We start from the raw sequence: 17,960 nt of genomic DNA, 5'->3' as shown, positions 1-17,960 counted from the left end.
CGCGGTTTTTCGGCATTTATCGTTAAAAGAGCAAAAAAAGCGTTAAAACCGGGACGCTATTTCAAATAGGTTTTAAGCTCTGCCCCGGCGATCAGAAACCGCATCGGATCCACGGGCGTATCGTTGCGGCGCACTTCATAATGCACGTGCGGACCGGTGGAACGGCCGGTGCTGCCGGCGCGGCCGATTACGTCGCCGGCTTCGACCCGGTCGCCGGCCTTGACCAGAATGGCGGAGAGATGGCCGAATCGGGTGGACACGCCCTGGCCGTGATCGATCTCGACCATATTGCCGTAACCGCCGGAATTTTCCGCCACCGTCACCTTTCCAGCGCCGGTGGATTTGACGTCTGCGCCGGTCTCGGCACGAAAATCGATGCCGGTATGTAGCGCCGGGCGGCCGAGAAACGGATCCATCCGATTTCCGAATCGACTGGTGATAGCCCTGCCGGGTGCCGGGTTGCCGAAGGGCAGGGTCGTCGCCGTTTCCCTGACGACGTCCAGCCGGTTGAGAGCGGTGTCGAGATTGGTCAGCGACAGGCTGAAGGGATCGGTTTCGCCGCGCTCTGGCTCCGCATAGGGTCCGCCCATGTCGGCGGTGCCGCTCTCATCGATCTTGAGCCCGGCCTGGCGGATAATGTCCTGCATCGCACTCGCCTTGTCTTCGGCGTCGCTCGTCAGTTGCGCTATCCGCGATATCTGCTGGCGCTCGATGTCCTTCAGCGACAGAGTTACCTTTGAAAATACGCGATCGGCGCGGTCCGAGGGCGTCTCGCCGCCTTCCGGCTGGTAAGCAGCCCGTCTGTCGTTCGCGGTGGGTTGTTCCGGCTGTGGTGGGCGCGGTGTCATCAGCTTTTCGATCGCCGAGAGACCGCCCGACAGATCGGCGCGTTTTTCCGGCGCCATGGCGTTTGAAAGGGACGAGGGTGCTGTCGGCGACGTCGCGACGCCGGAGTTTTCCGCGCGTTCCAGCAGTTCGCTCATGCGGCCGTGCCGCGAGGTCAGCGCCGCCTGCTGTTGCAGAAGCTTTTCCACTTTCTTTTCAACGACCTGCTGATCCAGCAACTGCCTGGAGGTGACGCGGTCCACCTGGGCTCTCAGGGCTGCGATGCGGTCTTCGTAATCGTTCTGAATGCGGGTCTGGCGCGCCATTGTCGCGCCGATCAGGTCGTCCCGCAGGATAAGGTAGCCGGTGGCGCCGAGATAACCGAGCGAAAAAAGGCCGATCGTGCAGCCGGCAAGCGCCGCCATCCACGGCCGGATGGTCATGTGCCGCACCTTGTCGCCGCGCGCGAGAATGAGCACGTGCGGCTCACGCTTTTTGCCAAATACCCGGTTTTCCGCCGTATCAGTCACAATCTCTCTCCGGACTGGCCGATTTCTTGAAGGAAATCATAATTCGTTAAGGTTAACGAAGTTTTGCCGGAGTAGAGTTTCGGCAGCGTCGGCTACTGGCTGACGGATGTGAGCGAGCGGTAAAAGGATGGCGTCAGGCCGGCCTCGGCGCGGGCAAGGTCATTAAAGGGCGGTTTCAAAGGGCCGCGGAAATTGGCGCGCACCAGTTGCCTGAAGGTTGCGGCCGGATCCTTCTTCTCACGGGCACAGAGGAACCGGAACCATTTTGCACCGATGGCGACGTGGCCCTTTTCGTCATTATAGATGACGTCCAGAACGGCGGCGCTTTCGAGATCGCCGGTTTCGCGCATCTTCGCCTGCAGGGAAGGGGTGACGTCCAGTCCGCGCGCTTCGAGGATGAGCGGCACGACGGCAAGCCGTGCGGTGAGATCGTTGCGGGTGGAATGCGCCGCCTGCCACAGCCCGTCATGGGCGGGCAGATCGCCATAGTCTGCACCGAGGCTTCTCAGCCGGTCGCGCACCAGCCGGAAATGTTTTGCCTCTTCGAAGGCGACCTGCATCCAGCCATCGAAAAAGGAATGCGGCACCGGCTCGCTGGCATAACGGGCGACAATGTCGAGCGCGAGATCGACGGCGTTGAGTTCGATATGGGCAATGGCGTGCAGCAGCGCGATACGGCCCTTGACGCTGTGAAGCGAGCGGCGTTCCACTGCGGTCGGCGGAACGAGTTCCGGCTTTTCCGGCCTGCCCGGGCGCTCTGGCAGGGGTGGGTCCAGCGGAGAGCGCAGCGACAGGCGGCGCTCGAACCACCGTGTCGCCGTCTCCTGTGCGAGCGCGGTCTTCCTGTCGAGATCGGCGCTTGCGATAGCATCCGTCGCACCACCGCGCAGCGACATGATTTTGAACGGGGGCATCACAACGGGTTGGTCCCTCAGAGTTTCTTCGCTGCGTCGAGAACGGCCTGGGCATGGCCGGCGACCTTCACCTTGTTCCAGATCTCCGCGATCTTGCCGTCCGGTCCAACGAGGAATGTGGTGCGTTCGACACCCATGTATTTTTTCCCATACATGCTTTTTTCCTTCCAGACGCCATAGGCTTCCAGAACCTTCCTCTCTTCGTCAGACGCGAGCATGACGGAAAGCGAATGTTTTGCCGCAAACTTGTCGTGGCTTTTGACGCTGTCGGGCGAGATGCCGATGACAACCGTGTTGGCCGCTTCGAATTCGCCGCCCAGCGCGCTGAAATCGATCGCTTCGGCGGTGCAGCCGGACGTGTCGTCCTTGGGGTAGAAATAAAGAACGACGGCCTTGCCTTGGAGTTTGGACAATGTCACCGTCCCTTCACCGTTGCGGGGCAAAGTGAAATCGGGAGCCGAGCCGCCAATCGTCAAGTCTGTCATAATCTACCTTTCTTTCGCCGGGATGTTGAGTGAAAGTTGCCACATTCGATATATAGCGAAACCGCGCGTCGTCCAGATCACGATTGGGATTTCAGATCGTTTCGACCTCAAATCCCAATCGTGATCCGGGCTAAGGAATTTGAGCGGGATTCCAGACGAGGACCGCTTACACTTTTCGCCATCCCGCTCCGGTGTTGCGGCGAAACAAGAGCTATTCAGGGGCAAATGCGGGCGTATGGCTGAAGTCAGGGGTGAAAAGGTCAAGTTCGGCAGGCGCGATATCGTTGCGCTGCACGATCTGCCTTCGGCTCAGGCCGAGGATCCCATCATCGTGCATTGCCCGCCGCCGCGTTCCATGGCGCGTGCTTTCCTCAAGGTTTTCGCGGCTCTTTTCGTGCTCGCCTTCCTCTCCATCGGCGGCATCATTCTTTCCGTCGAGACCGGTTCGGTTGACAATGCGCTGTCCAGCCAGGCGCAGCAGGCGCTGGAACGGGCGCTCGGACCGCATTACAGCGCGCGAATCGGATCATCGGCGATCAGGTTCTCCACCGGACTGCGCCTTGCGCTGGTGGCGGAGGATGTGGATATCGTCGAGAAGGAATCCGGCCAGCATCTGAGCAGGGCGCGGGCGATCGGCATGGCGCTCGATCCCCTCGCGCTTCTGGCGGGTCGCGTGTCGGTGGAGAGCCTAGAAGCCGACGGGATGGAGCTGGATACGGCGCTTTTGCCCAAGGGCAACGGGTTCGATCTTGCCAGCGTCAAGCTCGACGCCGTGCCGCTGCAATTGCAGGAAGCCTTCGGGCAGCTCGACAAGCTGGCACAGGCCTTCCTGAGCAGCGGAACCGAGGAAATCGATATTTCCAGCGTCTCCGTTCATCTGCCGCCGGGCGAACTGGGCAAGCCGCGCACCATCGAGGTGCGGGAACTGTCGCTGACGCCAGACCAGCAGGGCGGCTATTCGCTTGACGGGGAAACGCTGTTCAACGGCGAAATCGCCAGCGTGTCACTCAAGACCTCAGGTGCGGGCGGCGTGATCGACGGTTTCCAGGCCCGTATCGATGGCTTCGACATTGGCCCGTTTCTGGAAAAATACGATCCGGACGGAAACCTCCATGAGGGGCTGAATGTCAAGACGGGCATCAACATCGTTGCCCGCCGGGCCAAGGAGGGGCAGGAGCCGCGTCTCGACATCTCGCTCGGCCTCGGTAACGGCACGCTTCGGATCGGCGGCGAGGCCCAGCCCTTCACGGCCGGCACTGTGAACGCGCGCTACGATTTCGTAAAAAGCACGCTTGTCATCGACAACTCGCGGGTGGAACTTGGACGTACGATCATTCCGGTCGCCGGCGTAATCAGCGATACGGAGGAGGGTTTTGGTCTGTCCCTCCGCATCGACGATGCGGTTGCTTCGTCCGAAGCCTCGGGCGAGGCCCCGGTTCCTTTCAGCCTGAAGGCGGACGGTCACTTCACGGCTGCGACGAAGCAACTCGACGTTTCATCGCTTTATGTCACAAGCCCACTCGGAGACATGGCGGGATCGCTGAAAATGCGGTTCGGCGAAGGGTCGCCCGAAATCAGCTTCGGCGGACAGATACCGAAGATGGAGGCCACGGCGGTCAAGCAGCTCTGGCCTTTCTGGATGGCGCACAGGCCGCGCGACTGGGTGGTTTCCAATCTTTATGGCGGTACGGTCACCAATGGCTCCATCGCAATCTTCATCCCGCAGGGCCGGATGTGCGGTCCCGGTTGCCCGCTGGTGCTCGGCGAGAGCGAAATGCAGATTCGTTTCGACATTGACGATACGCGCCTCAACACCACCGGCGACATTCCGCCCCTGCGTGATGTCGATGCGCATTTCGATCTCGTAGGCGGGAAGATGGCCGTCGAAATCAAGCGGGCGACGTCCTATTTCCCGTCCAACCGTTCGCTGGCGCTTGAGAACAGCCGGTTCGTGATTTCCTCGGTTTATGACAAGCCTCTGCTTGGAAATCTTGAACTCAGCGTATCGGGCTCCGCAGACGCCGTAGCGGAGCTTGCGACACTGAAGCCGATCAACGCGCTCAAGGACACGCAGTTCAAGCCGGAGGATTTCGCCGGCGATGTGCAAGCCAATGCGAAACTGACCATCGGCCTGCTTTCCAGCCAGAACCCGCCTCCGCCGGTGTGGACGGCCGATCTCGATCTGAAAAACCTGTCGCTGACGAAACCCTTCGCCGGCCACAAGGTCACGGCGCTGGACGGCTTCATGACGTTGAACGACCGTCAGCTCCTGCTTCAGGGCAAAGGCCGCGTCGATGACGTGCCGATGGATATCGAGATGACGGAGCCCGTGCGCAAGAACAGCGGTGTGGCTCCCACCCTGTCCCTGAAGGCCATGTTGACCGAAACACAGGTCGCCAAACTCGCGCCGGAGCTGTCCTCGGTTCTCGGCGGCACAACCGTTTTGGAGATCGACGGTGCCGATGCCAAACGCCAGGACGTACGGCTCGATCTGACCAAGGCGTCGATCATTCTTCCGGGGCTTGGCTGGAGCAAGGGCATCGGCATTCCGGCAAAAGCCGCCTTTACCATGGAAGTGGCGGACGGTCGCACCGCAATCACGGATTTTTCCCTCGATGGTGATGGTTTTGGCGCCGCCGGCGACATTGCCTTCAACAAGAGCGGTCTGATCTCGGCCGATCTCAGCCGCGTGCAGCTTTCGCCCTCCGATAATTATGCCGTTTCGTTAGCTGCTTCGAAAAACGGCTATATTATCAATGCTTCCGGAAAATCCGCGGATCTAAGGCCTTTCCTGTCGAAGCTGCGCAGTCCCGCTGGCGGTGGCGATGGTACGTCTCGTTCGCAGCCATCTCTTTCCATCAAGGCGCAGTTCGACAAGGTCTACGGGTTCAACGATGAGATCCTTGCCAATGTCAATTCCGATGTCAGCGTGCGTGACGGCAAGGTGCGCTCGATCGATTTTCGCGGCGTGACCGGCAACGGACAGGCGGTGGTCGCGCAGACCACCAATCGCGGCGCGACGGGGACTGTGACATTGACCAGCAGCGATGCGGGTTCGCTCGCGCGGTTTGCCAATATCTACAGCCGCATTCGTGGCGGCCTTCTCAACCTCGCACTGACGACCGCCAATGGCAGCGACTGGAGCGGCTCGCTGGATCTGCGCAATTTCTCGGTGGTCAACGAGGCCAAGTTGCAGGACATCGTCGCAACGCCGACGGGCGAGGATGGCAGGAGCCTCAACAATGCGGTCCGCCGCAACATCGATGTCAGTTCGGAGAAGTTCCAGCGCGGCTTTGCTCGGGTTGTGTATGTCAACGGTTCGATCGCGGTGGAAAACGGGGTTGTGCGCGGTGAACAGATCGGCGCAACGTTTCAGGGGCTGCTGAAGGATCAGAATGGCCGCATGGACATGACCGGCACCTTCATGCCCGCCTACGGGCTGAACCGGCTGTTCGGCGAGTTGCCCTTTATCGGCATCTTCCTCGGCAACGGCCGCGACCGCGGCCTGCTCGGCATTACCTTCAAGCTTTCCGGCCAGACGGACCAGCCGAAGCTGACGATCAACCCGCTGTCGCTGATTGCGCCCGGTGTCTTCCGGCAGATTTTCGAGTTCCAGTAAAAAGGGCCGCTTTCGCGGCCCTCAATGACAGGTTCGGTGCGGGCGTCAGGCCGGGCGAACCAGCACGTGCTTCTTCTTGCCTACCGACAGCTTGATGACGCCATCGCCGGTCACTTCGCCGGTGCCGATCATCTGGCGCTCGTCGGAAACGCCCTGATCATTGATCTTCACCGCACCGCCCTGAACATGGCGGCGGGCCTCGCCATTCGAACCGGCGAGACCTGCACGGACGATGAGCGAGAGGACGCCGACGCCAGCTTCAAGTTCGGAGGCCGGAACCTCGATGGAAGGCAGGTTTTCGGCCAGCGCGCCCTCTTCGAAGGTCTTGCGCGCCGTTTCCGCGGCTTCTTCAGCAGCGGCACGGCCGTGCAGGATCGCGGTTACCTCGGTCGCCAGGATTTTCTTGGCCTCGTTGATTTCCGATCCACCGAGCGTAGCCAGACGCGCGATCTCTTCAATCGGCAGGGTCGTGAAGAGCTTGGCGAAGCGAACGACGTCGGCATCTTCGGTGTTGCGCCAGTATTGCCAGAAATCATAGACCGGCAGCAGGTCCTTGTTCAGCCACACGGCGCCCGAGGCCGACTTGCCCATCTTCGCACCCGAGGAGGTGGTCAGAAGCGGCGAGGTCAGCGCGTAAAGCTGCGGTGTCCCCATGCGGTGACCGAGGTCGATGCCGTTGATGATGTTGCCCCACTGGTCAGAGCCGCCCATCTGCAGGCGGCAGCCCGTGCGCTGGTTCAGTTCCACGAAATCGTAGGCCTGCAGGATCATGTAGTTGAATTCGAGGAAGGACAGCGACTGCTCGCGGTCGAGGCGTGTCTTCACGCTGTCGAAGGACAGCATGCGGTTGACCGAGAAGTGGCGGCCGACGTCACGCAGGAATTCGAGATAGTTCAATCCGCGCAGCCAGTCGGCATTGTTGATCATCAGCGCCGGGTTGCCGGGACGGTCGTAATCGAGGTAGTTGGCGAAGACGTGCTTGAGCGAGGTGATGTTGTCCTCGATCATGTCGATCGTCATCAGCTTGCGGGCCTCTTCCTTGAAGGAGGGGTCGCCTACCATGCCGGTGCCGCCACCCATCAGCGAGATCGGCTGGTGGCCGGTCTGCTGCAGCCAGTGCAGCATCATGATCTGGGTGAGGTGGCCGACATGCAAACTCGAGGCCGTCGGGTCATAGCCGATATAGGCGGTCACGGTTTCCTTGGCGAACAATTCGTCGAGACCTGCCTCGTCGGAGATCTGGTGAATGAAGCCGCGCTCATCGAGCGTGCGGAGGAAATCGGACTTGAACCTGGACATAACCTTTTACTTTCTGGTTTGATCTTTACGGCCATCGAAAACCGGTGACCGTCGCGGCTTTATCATTGTTTTTTGAAATGTGCACCCGTTTCGGCCATGAATGTCGGGATTCAAGGTCAGCATGATTCGAGATTGCGGGAGAGCGGCAGGTGGGCGAGGTGAAAACGGCAATCGGACTGATGAGCGGCACGTCGATGGACGGCATCGATATCGCGCTTCTGCGTACCGATGGCGAGAGCGTGGTGCGGCATGGGCCAAGCGGCTATTTTCCCTATGATCCCGGCCTGCGGGCCATCTGGCAGAAGGCGCTGGTCACGGCCAAATCCATCCGTGAACGGCGCGAACGCCCCGGAGATCTTGATGAGGCAGAGCGCAAGCTGACGCTTGCCCATGCGGCGGCGGTGAAATCCTTTCTCCATCGTCACCGGCTTCTGCCCGGTGAAATCGATGTCATCGGTTTTCATGGCCAGACGGTGCTGCACCGGCCGGATGAGGCGCTGACGGTGCAGATCGGCGACGGACCTTTGCTGGCTGAAGAAACCGGTATCGACGTGGTCTACGATATGCGCGCCAATGACATGGTGCATGGCGGGCAGGGCGCGCCGCTCATTCCCGCCTACCACATGGCACTGTCTGCCAACCTACCTGATGGGTTTGAGACGCCTGCGGTCTTCGTCAATATCGGCGGTATCTCCAACCTCACCTTCATCGGTGAATCTGGCCAACTTGCCGCTTTCGATAGCGGCCCCGGCAATATGCTGATCGACCAGTGGATCGAGGCCCATACGGGCAAGGCCTTCGACAAAGGCGGCAGGACGGCGGCGGGCGGCAGCGTCGTCGCGTCGCTGGTGGCGCGCTATATGGAAAGCCCGTTCTTTTCCGGAAATATTCGCCGTTCGCTGGATCGCAGCGATTTTGCGCCCCCGGAAAAGGGTGAGGTCTCGCTGGCCGATGGTGCACGGACTTTGGCGCATCTAACGGGGGCCGCCATTCTGAAGTCGGCAAGCTATCTGCCGGAGGCGGCGAAGACCTATGTGGTCTGTGGTGGCGGGCGGCTCAATCCGGTGATCATGGCGGAGTTTGCAGACCTTGCCGCCAAGGTCGGTGCGCGGGTGATTGCGGCTGAAAAGGCGGGGTTCGATGGTGGGGCGATGGAGGCGGAGGCCTGGGCCTACCTGGCCGTGCGCTCGCTGAAGGGGCTGCCGCTGACCTATCCCGGTACGACGGGGGTGAAGGAGCCGGTGACGGGTGGGGTTTTGGTGCGATGCTGATGACGTTGGCGGGTGGGGCTTACCCCCCCCTCCGCCGTCTATAACGATATGACGCGTAATTAAACGCCCCAAATCACCGAATACGCTTGGCAGCCGGTTCCGGCACAAGCTCGCCGTTCAGGCGACGGTCGAGATAGTCCTCGCACTCGCCCATCAGCTCATCCACCTTGCCGTTGAAGAAGTGGTTGGCGCCGGGGACGGTGCGGTGGGTGATGAGGATGCCCTTCTGCGTCTTCAGCTTTTCGACCAGGCCGTTGACATCCTTTTCGGGCGCGACCTTGTCGGAATCGCCATTGATGATGAGGCCAGAAGACGGGCAGGGCGCAAGGAAGGAGAAGTCGTAGGTGTTCGGCTGCGGGGCAATCGACATGAAACCTTCGATTTCCGGGCGGCGCATCAGAAGCTGCATGCCGATCCAGGCGCCGAAGGAGTAACCCGCCACCCAACAGCTCTTGGAATCCGGATGCAGGCTCTGCACCCAGTCGAGCGCCGAGGCGGCATCGGAGAGCTCGCCCGCACCGTGATCGAACTCGCCCTGGCTGCGGCCGATGGAGCGGAAGTTGAACCGGAGCGTCGTGAAGCCGCGCTTCTGGAAAAGATAGAAGAGCTGATAGACGATCTGGTTGTTCATCGTGCCGCCAAACTGCGGGTGCGGATGAAGGATGATCGCGATCGGCGCGCTCTTTTCCTTGGAGGGTTGATAACGGCCTTCGAGGCGACCCGCAGGGCCGTTAAAGATGACTTCGGGCATTGGTACTCCGGTCGTGTTTTTTCATTCTCCAACCGCATTCTTCCGATGAGAAGACTTGACGAACTCTGTCATCTTTTCTAGAACGCAGTTTAGAATAATTCGAAACTTTGCGTGTGCTAAAGCACTCGGGTGGTGTCATAAGGCAAGCGCAACTGTAATTTCAAGAAAAATGCGTTTTCACGCATTGAAGATTGGATGAAGCCTTTCGGCGATGACGGTTTTGACGCGCACATATATGGACTGGAACGCCACGGCGCCGCTTCTGCCGGCCGTGCGGGAGGTGCTTGTGTCTGCGCTTGATCTTGCCGGCAATCCGTCTTCCGTCCACCGCGAAGGGCGTGCCGCCCGCGCCGCCGTCGAGACGGCTCGCCGTGAGGTTGCGGCGCTTGGCGGCGCTGAGCCGGCGCATGTGACTTTCACCAGCGGTGCAACGGAAGCGGCCAATCTGGTGCTTGCGCCGGAATTCAGGATGGGACGCAGCCCGGTTCGGGTAAGCCGGCTCTATGTTTCCGCCATCGAGCATCCGGCATTCCGCGAAGGTGGCCGTTTCGAAAAGAGTGACGTAACGGAAGTTCCCGTTACGTCAGCGGGTGTCCTTGATCTTGCCGCGCTTGAAGCGTTGCTGTCTTCGCATGACAGGTCGTCCGGGCTGCCGCTGGTCGCCTGCATGCTGGTTAATAACGAAACCGGCATCCTTCAGCCTGTGGCGGAAGCGGCGCGGCTGGTTCATGCGGCGGGCGGCCTGATGGTTGTCGACGCTGTTCAGGCTGCTGGCCGCATTCCGCTCGATATCAACGCGCTCGATGCGGATTTCCTTGTGATTTCGTCTCACAAGCTCGGTGGCCCGAAGGGTGCCGGCGCACTTGTCTCGCGCGGCGAGGTGATGATGCCGAAGCCGCTGATCCATGGTGGCGGCCAGGAAAAGGGCCATCGTTCGGGTACGGAAAATACCCTGTCCGTTATCGGTTTCGGTGCCGCTGCGGCTTTTGCCTCCCGGAATGTCGAGGCTGAGGCGGCGCGTCTTTCCGCGCTGCGGGCGCGGCTGGAAAACGGTATGCGCGTGAACGCGCCTGATGTGATCATCCACGGTGAGGATGGCATGCGCGTCGCCAACACAACGTTTTTCACGCTTCCGGGCCTGAAGGCCGAGACCGGGCAGATCGCCTTCGATATAGAAGGTATCGCACTGTCGGCAGGGTCGGCCTGCTCATCGGGCAAGGTGGGCGAAAGCCATGTCTTGACCGCGATGGGGCGCGATCCCAAGCTCGGCGCGCTCCGGATTTCGATTGGCCACGCGACTGACGAGGCGGACATTGAACGGACGCTCGCGGCGTTTGCGAAAATTGCGGGACGGCGCAAGCTTTCCGGTCAGGCCGCGTAAAATGCGGCAAAGAATTGCGGATTAGCAATTTTCCGCTTGCCGGGATGTGTGAAAAGCGCCATCCCGCACCTACATGGGTATAAGCTCTGCCCCGGCCGACGGCTCGGAGCGATTTGCCCGAAGATGAATAAGGCGGCTTTCCGCCTTGATACGTTGACAAGCCACCGGACCTTGGCTCCGGCGAGATTGGAGAACGACATGGCAGCGGTTCAGGAAACGATCGATCAGGTCCGCCAGATCGATGTGGACCAGTATAAATACGGCTTCGAAACCAATATCGAAGTCGACAAGGCCCCGAAGGGTCTTTCGGAAGAGGTGATCCGTTTCATCTCGGCCAAGAAGCAGGAGCCGGAATGGATGCTGGAATGGCGTCTTGAGGCTTACAAGCGCTGGCTGACGATGGAAGAGCCGACCTGGGCGCGCGTCAGCTACCCCAAGATCGACTTCAACGATCTCTATTATTATGCCGCGCCGAAAAGCACCCCCGGCCCGAAGTCGCTCGATGAAGTCGACCCGGAGCTGCTGAAGGTCTATGAAAAGCTCGGCATTCCGCTGAAAGAACAGGAAATCCTCGCCGGCGTCGAAAAGCGTCAGGTCGCTGTTGATGCCGTGTTCGACAGCGTCTCCGTCGTCACCACCTTCAAGGCGGAACTGGCTAAGGCCGGCGTGATCTTCATGTCGATCTCGGAAGCCGTGCGCGAGCATCCGGAGCTGGTGAAGAAATATCTCGGCTCGGTCGTTCCGACGACGGACAATTTTTATGCGACGCTGAACTCGGCCGTCTTCACCGACGGTTCCTTCGTGTTCGTGCCGAAGGGCGTTCGTTGCCCGATGGAGCTTTCCACCTATTTCCGCATCAACGAGAAGAACACCGGCCAGTTCGAGCGCACGCTGATCATCGCCGAAGAGGGTGCCTACGTCTCCTATCTGGAAGGCTGCACCGCTCCCCAGCGCGACGAGAACCAGCTTCACGCCGCCGTTGTTGAACTCGTGGCGCTCGATGATGCCGAAATCAAATATTCCACCGTCCAGAACTGGTATCCGGGCGACAAGGAAGGCAAGGGCGGCATCTACAACTTCGTGACCAAGCGCGGCGATTGCCGTGGCAACCGCTCGAAGATCTCGTGGACGCAGGTGGAGACCGGTTCGGCCATCACCTGGAAATACCCGTCCTGCATCCTGCGCGGCGATGACAGCCGTGGCGAGTTCTATTCGATCGCGGTCTCCAATGGTCACCAGCAGATCGACAGCGGCACCAAGATGATCCATCTCGGCAAGAACACGTCGAGCCGCATCATCGCCAAGGGTATCGCCGCCGGTTTCTCAGAAAACGTCTATCGCGGCCAGGTCTCGGCCCACCGCAAGGCGACGAACACGCGTAACTTCACGCAGTGCGACTCGCTGCTGATCGGCGACAAGTGCGGCGCTCATACCGTGCCTTACATCGAGGCGAAGAACTCGTCCGCTCACTTCGAGCACGAGGCGACGACGTCGAAGATTTCCGAAGACCAGCTGTTCTATTGCCTGCAGCGCGGCATTCCCGAGGAAGCGGCGATCGCGCTGATCGTCAATGGCTTCGTGAAGGAAGTCATTCAGGAACTGCCGATGGAATTTGCCGTGGAAGCGCAGAAGCTGATCGGCATTTCGCTGGAAGGGTCTGTCGGTTAACTCTTGCTCGACATCCTCGGGCTTGTCCCGAGGATCTACGGCAAATGGCCTGAGCAGAGACAACCCACTTCCCGGATCCTCGGGACAAGCCTGAGGATGACGGATGAGAGATTTGAGACAAGCCCTGATGGGGCGCACGAGGCGGTCCTTGAAACCGCACCATGAACAGGAACAATACCATGCTTGAAATCATCGACCTGCACGCAAAGATCGCCGATACCGAAACCGAGATCATCAAGGGTCTCAACCTGAAGGTTGCCGCCGGCGAGGTTGCTGCCATCATGGGGCCGAACGGTTCCGGCAAGTCGACGCTGTCCTACATCCTGTCGGGCCGTGAGGACTATGAAGTCACCTCCGGTGACATTCTCTATAACGGCGAAAGCATTCTGGAGCTGGACGCTGCCGAGCGTGCGGCCAAGGGCATTTTCCTTGCCTTCCAGTATCCGGTCGAAATTCCGGGCGTCGCCACCATGCAGTTCCTGAAGGTTGCGATGAACGAGCAGCGCAAGGCGCGCGGCGAGTCCGAGCTGACGACGCCTGATTTCATCCGCCGCGTCAAGGAAGCAGCCGGCGATCTGAAGATCGACATGGAGATGCTGAAGCGTCCGCTCAACGTCGGTTTCTCCGGCGGTGAGAAGAAGCGTGCCGAAATCCTGCAGATGGCGCTTCTGGAGCCGAAACTCTGCGTTCTCGACGAAACCGATAGCGGTCTCGACATCGACGCGCTGAAGATCGTGGCTGACGGCGTCAACGCGCTGAAGTCGCCGGATCGCGCCACCGTTGTCATCACCCACTATCAGCGCCTGCTCGACTACATCGTGCCTGACAGCGTTCACGTTCTCTACAAGGGCAAGATCATCCGCTCGGGTGACAAGGCTCTCGCGCTGGAACTGGAAAACAACGGTTACGCCGACATCATCGGTGAAGCGGCCTGATCGAAGGCCAGGAGGTGATGTCCATGAACATTCAAGCTACCAACCGGCTGACGCCAGCGGAAACCGCGCTGGTCGATGCCTACACCGCCAAGTTTAGCGAACTGCCCGGCGATGGCGCCGTGGTTGCCGCCCGTGACGTGCTGTTCGATGATCTCAAGACCGGTGGTCTTCCGACCCGCCGCATCGAGGCCTGGCACTATACCGATCTGAAGAGCCTGCTGCGCACGGTTCCGGAAGACCGCCCCGCGCCTGTGATCGAGAAGGCGACATCCGTCGTCGCCGGTTCGTCCGTCGCTTATGTGCTGCACGGTACGGCCGATATCGGCAAGGTCGATGGCGTCAGCGTATCGCGCTTTGCCGACAGCCTTCTTGACGGTTCCGCCGCCGCAGGTCTGGCGGAAGCCAGCAAGGATGACACGATTGGCCGCATCAATGGCAGCTTCGTGCGTGACGGACTTGTGGTCGAAATTCCTGCCGATGCTGAGTTCGACAAGCCGATCGAACTGCAGGCGATCCATGGCGCAGGCCAGGTTCACAGCCGCTTCCCGGTGCGCTTCGGCAAGGGTTCGAAAGCGACCGTCATTGAGCGTCACCTTTCGGTGACGCCCGATGCGGCGCTTGTCTCCTCGGTCAGCGATATCGTCGTTGAGGATGGCGCGGAAGCAACCTGGATCCTTTTGCAACAGCAGGGTGCTGCCGATATTCACCTTGGTCAGCTGCGCATCAAGCTCGGCGCGGAAGCCAAGCTGCGTCTCTTCGTGATCAATGCCGGCGGCAAGCTGGTGCGTCAGGAACTGCGCATCGATGTGGAAGGTGAGGGCACTGATCTCATCGTTCGCGGCGTCAACCTTCTGGGTGGCGAAACCCATACGGACGTGACGATGGTTCTTGGCCACAACGTGCCGAACACGACCTCGACGGAAGTTTTCCGCAACGTGGTGTTCGACCGTGCAAAGGGCATTTTCCAGGGCATGATCCGGGTCGCACCGGATGCCCAGAAGACCGACGCGAAGATGGCGTGCAACACGCTGCTGATGTCTGACGATGGCGAGTTCTCGGCAAAGCCGGAACTGGAAATCTTCGCCGATGACGTTCAGTGCGGCCATGGCGCGACGGTTGCCGATATCAGCGACAACCATCTCTATTACCTGATGGCGCGCGGCGTCCCGCGGGCAAAGGCACGGGCGATGCTCGTCAACGCCTTCGTCGCCGAGATCGTCGAGGAACTGGAAGAGGAAAATCTGGTAGAGGCGCTGGAGACGATCATTTCCGGCTGGCTGGAGCATCACGCTTAGCAACCTCTCCGTCGTCATCCTCGGGCTTGTTCCGAGGATGAGGTGAAGCAGCGGTAACGCTGTGCAAACCCCGGAGCTCTCCAGAAGAGCACCATGAAAGGGCCCGAGAAATGGACCAGACCGCAATGGCGGCCCCTTATGACATCGAAGCCGTGCGCAAGGATTTCCCGATCCTGTCGCGCGAAGTCTATGGCAAGCCGCTGGTCTATCTCGACAACGGCGCGTCCGCTCAAAAGCCGCAGGTGGTGATCGACGCCGTTTCGCATGCTTATGCAAATGAGTACGCAAACGTGCATCGCGGCCTGCATTTCCTCTCCAATGCCGCAACCGATGCCTATGAAGCGGCGCGCGAAAAAGTGCGCCGGTTCCTCAATGCCGGTTCGGTGGACGAGATCGTCTTTACCAAATCCTCCACCGAGGCGATCAATACGGTCGCTTACGGTTATGGCATGCCCAAGATCGGCGAGGGCGACGAGATCGTCATCTCGATCATGGAGCACCACTCCAATATCGTGCCGTGGCATTTCATCCGCGAGCGGCAGGGCGCCAAGCTCGTCTGGGTGCCGGTTGATGATGACGGCGCATTTCATATCGAGGCTTTCGAAAAGAGCCTGACGGAGCGCACCAAGCTCGTTGCCATCACCCATATGTCGAATGCGCTCGGCACCATCGTGCCGGTCAAGGAAATCTGCCGTATCGCGCATGAGCGTGGCATTCCGGTGCTGATCGATGGATCACAGGGCGCTGTTCATATGCCTGTGGATGTGCGGGATATCGATTGCGACTGGTATGTGATGACGGGCCACAAGCTTTATGGTCCCTCCGGCATCGGCGTGCTCTATGGCAAGGCCGACCGGCTGCGCGAGATGCGGCCGTTCCAGGGCGGCGGCGAGATGATCCTCGACGTCTCCGAAGACAATGTCACCTATAACGAGCCGCCGCATCGTTTCGAAGCGGGTACGCCGCCCATCGTGCAGGCGATCGGCCTCGGTTACGCGCTCGATTACATGGACAATCTCGGCCGTGCCGCGATTGCAGCACACGAGGCCGATCTTGCCGCTTATGCCGCCGAGCGGCTGCGCGAGATCAATTCGCTGCGCATCATCGGCAACGCGCCTGACAAGGGCGGCATTTTCTCCTTCGAGCTTGAGGGTATTCACGCCCATGATGTCTCGATGGTGATCGACCGGCGCGGCGTTGCCGTGCGGGCCGGCACCCATTGCGCCATGCCGCTCTTGAAACGCTTCGGCGTCACCTCCACATGCCGGGCATCGTTCGGCCTTTACAATACCCGCGCCGAAGTAGACTCTCTTGTCGAGGCGCTGGAATATGCGCGCAAATTTTTCGCCTGATATCGCAGCTTGAAATCAGGATTGAGGTTTAAGACGATGACTGCCGATGCCACTGCAAAGACCCAGGATGCGACCGAAGCTCAGGAAAAGGTATCCACCATTCCGCCGGATGAGCTTGCACGCCTCAGCGACGATGTGATCGCGGCGCTGAAGACCGTTTATGACCCGGAAATTCCGGCCGACATCTTCGAACTCGGGCTGGTCTACAAGATCGATATCGAAGATGACCGGATGGTCAAGATCGTCATGACGCTGACGGCACCCGGTTGCCCCGTCGCTGGCGAAATGCCGGGCTGGGTGGAGAACGCCGTTGGCGCCGTCGAAGGTGTTTCCGGTGTCACCGTCGAAATGACCTTCGATCCGCCGTGGACGCCGGACCGCATGTCGGAAGAAGCGCAGGTTGCCGTCGGTTGGTACTGATTTGATTTTGACGGGTGTCATCCCTTGATGACATCGTCAGGCGCACTTAAATTGAATTCCATAAGCATCGAGCCTTGAACTCGATTGTCGAAGGAGAATTGGCCCATGGGCTTTGCAATCATGACCATGACCGGGGCTGCTGCCTCGCGCGTTAAAGCGATCGTCGAAAATTCCGGACCGGACGCCAAGGGCGTGCGCGTCGGCATCAAGAAGGGCGGTTGCGCGGGCATGGAATATACCATCGACCTCGTGACCGAGCCGGATGCGAAGGACGATCTGGTTGAATTCGAAGGCGCGAAAGTCTGGGTTCAGCCTTCCGCCGTGCTTTATCTGCTCGGCACGCAGATGGATTTCGAAGTGACCAAGATGCGCTCCGGTTTCACCTTCAACAATCCGAACCAGACCTCTGCCTGCGGCTGCGGTGAATCGGTTGAGCTGAAGCCTGCGGATCTCGCCGCGCTTGCAAAGCAGCGTGAGGCAGAAGCCAGCGTTTGATTGGTTACGCTATCTCTGCGATGGAGAGGTAGACATTCTTATGCACACAGCGCTCCCACAAACGCGACGTCATCCTCGGGCTTGACCCGAGGGTTCCATCCCCGTCAAATCGCTTGAGACGTTTGTAGATCCTCGGGTCAAGCCCGAGGGTAACGGATGACAAGTTTCAGGTTTTTTCCGCAGACTGCGTCTCACGCAAAATCAGCTTTCCAAGGATCATGACTGCTGTTTGAAGGCTTCGATGAAATCGGCCAGCGGATGGATTGATGGCGTGGTCATCAATAGCGGTTCGAGAGCCGCGGCGATCTCCCGACAATCTTCTGCAGAGAGTGGCCGGAGGCTTGACGTGATCCTGTTATAGTGAGGCGTCCCGCGCGATGCGAGCGAGCGATGGATCACAAACACTTCCGTCTGCCCGTCCTGTCGCTCCACAAAAAGGGCAAGCGATCCGCCGTCTGCAGCCGCAGCGCTATCGGATACGGATTTGAACATCGAGACTCCATGCGGTAGATTTCCGGAGAGCCTATCCGATTGACGTCATGAAGCAAGATTGAATGCGGATGGTTTCAGTGAGGGGGTAGCCGGCGTGGGGAATAGCAGCAGCTCGATTGATGTTTGGACACTTGGCCTCGTTGCTGCCGGCATTCTGGTCGGCCTGACGTTGGTTGTCGGTATTCTTTTCCTCTCCTTTTCTTGGGAGGCTAAAGCACGCAGGCGCGT

The 17,960-nt window shown here is 59.9% G+C and carries 15 protein-coding genes; 9 read left to right on the top strand and 6 right to left on the bottom strand.

What is annotated here, in order from left to right:
- Nucleotides 1-56 precede the first annotated feature (56 nt).
- The 3 genes from HQN82_RS07135 to bcp form a co-directional block, all read right to left on the bottom strand.
- Nucleotides 57-1,355: a M23 family metallopeptidase gene (locus HQN82_RS07135; protein WP_004442415.1), complete on the bottom strand. Its 1,299-nt coding sequence runs from the start codon at nt 1,353-1,355 to the stop codon at nt 57-59.
- Between the two features lie 92 nt (nt 1,356-1,447).
- Nucleotides 1,448-2,269 (bottom strand): ferritin-like domain-containing protein, encoded by an 822-nt coding sequence (locus tag HQN82_RS07130; protein WP_022556474.1) that lies wholly within the window; start codon nt 2,267-2,269, stop codon nt 1,448-1,450.
- 17 nt (nt 2,270-2,286) lie between these two features.
- Nucleotides 2,287-2,754: a thioredoxin-dependent thiol peroxidase gene (gene bcp / locus HQN82_RS07125; protein ID WP_022556473.1), complete on the bottom strand. Its 468-nt coding sequence runs from the start codon at nt 2,752-2,754 to the stop codon at nt 2,287-2,289.
- A gap of 235 nt (nt 2,755-2,989) precedes the next feature.
- Here bcp and HQN82_RS07120 point away from each other — a divergent pair, with 235 nt between their 5' ends.
- Nucleotides 2,990-6,373 carry a YhdP family protein gene (locus HQN82_RS07120; RefSeq protein WP_112766780.1) on the top strand — a complete coding sequence of 1,128 codons (3,384 nt, stop codon included), beginning with the start codon at nt 2,990-2,992 and terminating at the stop codon, nt 6,371-6,373.
- Between the two features lie 45 nt (nt 6,374-6,418).
- On the opposite strand, the gene tyrS is transcribed toward HQN82_RS07120, so the two are convergent.
- Nucleotides 6,419-7,672: a tyrosine--tRNA ligase gene (tyrS, locus tag HQN82_RS07115; protein ID WP_112766779.1), complete on the bottom strand. Its 1,254-nt coding sequence runs from the start codon at nt 7,670-7,672 to the stop codon at nt 6,419-6,421.
- 149 nt (nt 7,673-7,821) lie between these two features.
- On the opposite strand from tyrS, the gene HQN82_RS07110 reads away from it, so the two are divergent.
- Nucleotides 7,822-8,943, top strand: a complete 1,122-nt coding sequence (locus tag HQN82_RS07110) for an anhydro-N-acetylmuramic acid kinase (RefSeq protein ID WP_112766778.1) — start codon at nt 7,822-7,824, stop codon at nt 8,941-8,943.
- A 73-nt stretch (nt 8,944-9,016) separates the two neighbouring features.
- On the opposite strand, the gene HQN82_RS07105 is transcribed toward HQN82_RS07110, so the two are convergent.
- A complete protein-coding gene (locus tag HQN82_RS07105) occupies nt 9,017-9,694 on the bottom strand; it encodes an alpha/beta hydrolase (protein ID WP_003522662.1) in 678 nt (225 codons plus the stop codon).
- Nucleotides 9,695-9,905: 211 nt separating this feature from the next.
- Between HQN82_RS07105 and HQN82_RS07100 the strand changes: the two genes are divergently transcribed.
- The 7 genes from HQN82_RS07100 (at nt 9,906) to sufA (ending at nt 17,240) form a co-directional block, all read left to right on the top strand.
- Nucleotides 9,906-11,075: a cysteine desulfurase family protein gene (locus HQN82_RS07100; protein ID WP_112766777.1), complete on the top strand. Its 1,170-nt coding sequence runs from the start codon at nt 9,906-9,908 to the stop codon at nt 11,073-11,075.
- Between the two features lie 198 nt (nt 11,076-11,273).
- Nucleotides 11,274-12,743 (top strand): Fe-S cluster assembly protein SufB, encoded by a 1,470-nt coding sequence (sufB, locus tag HQN82_RS07095; protein ID WP_006698793.1) that lies wholly within the window; start codon nt 11,274-11,276, stop codon nt 12,741-12,743.
- A gap of 179 nt (nt 12,744-12,922) precedes the next feature.
- The gene (gene sufC, locus HQN82_RS07090; protein ID WP_003522658.1) at nt 12,923-13,678 is read left to right on the top strand and encodes a Fe-S cluster assembly ATPase SufC; all 756 of its coding nucleotides are present in this window, start codon (nt 12,923-12,925) and stop codon (nt 13,676-13,678) included.
- A gap of 23 nt (nt 13,679-13,701) precedes the next feature.
- Nucleotides 13,702-14,973: a Fe-S cluster assembly protein SufD gene (gene sufD, locus HQN82_RS07085; RefSeq protein ID WP_112766775.1), complete on the top strand. Its 1,272-nt coding sequence runs from the start codon at nt 13,702-13,704 to the stop codon at nt 14,971-14,973.
- A gap of 110 nt (nt 14,974-15,083) precedes the next feature.
- A complete protein-coding gene (locus HQN82_RS07080; RefSeq protein WP_167497156.1) occupies nt 15,084-16,325 on the top strand; it encodes a cysteine desulfurase in 1,242 nt (413 codons plus the stop codon).
- Nucleotides 16,326-16,361: 36 nt separating this feature from the next.
- Nucleotides 16,362-16,745, top strand: a complete 384-nt coding sequence (locus HQN82_RS07075; RefSeq protein WP_004442386.1) for an SUF system Fe-S cluster assembly protein — start codon at nt 16,362-16,364, stop codon at nt 16,743-16,745.
- A 105-nt stretch (nt 16,746-16,850) separates the two neighbouring features.
- Nucleotides 16,851-17,240, top strand: coding sequence for a Fe-S cluster assembly scaffold SufA (sufA, locus tag HQN82_RS07070; RefSeq protein WP_004442383.1), 390 nt, complete (start codon nt 16,851-16,853; stop codon nt 17,238-17,240).
- Between the two features lie 216 nt (nt 17,241-17,456).
- On the opposite strand, the gene HQN82_RS07065 is transcribed toward sufA, so the two are convergent.
- A complete protein-coding gene (locus HQN82_RS07065) occupies nt 17,457-17,732 on the bottom strand; it encodes a hypothetical protein (RefSeq protein ID WP_004442381.1) in 276 nt (91 codons plus the stop codon).
- Nucleotides 17,733-17,960: the final 228 nt, after the last annotated feature.

Source organism: Agrobacterium pusense, assembly GCF_013285525.1.
In the GTDB taxonomy this organism is placed as follows: domain Bacteria; phylum Pseudomonadota; class Alphaproteobacteria; order Rhizobiales; family Rhizobiaceae; genus Agrobacterium; species Agrobacterium pusense.
This window is presented reverse-complemented; position numbering and strand designations above follow the sequence as displayed.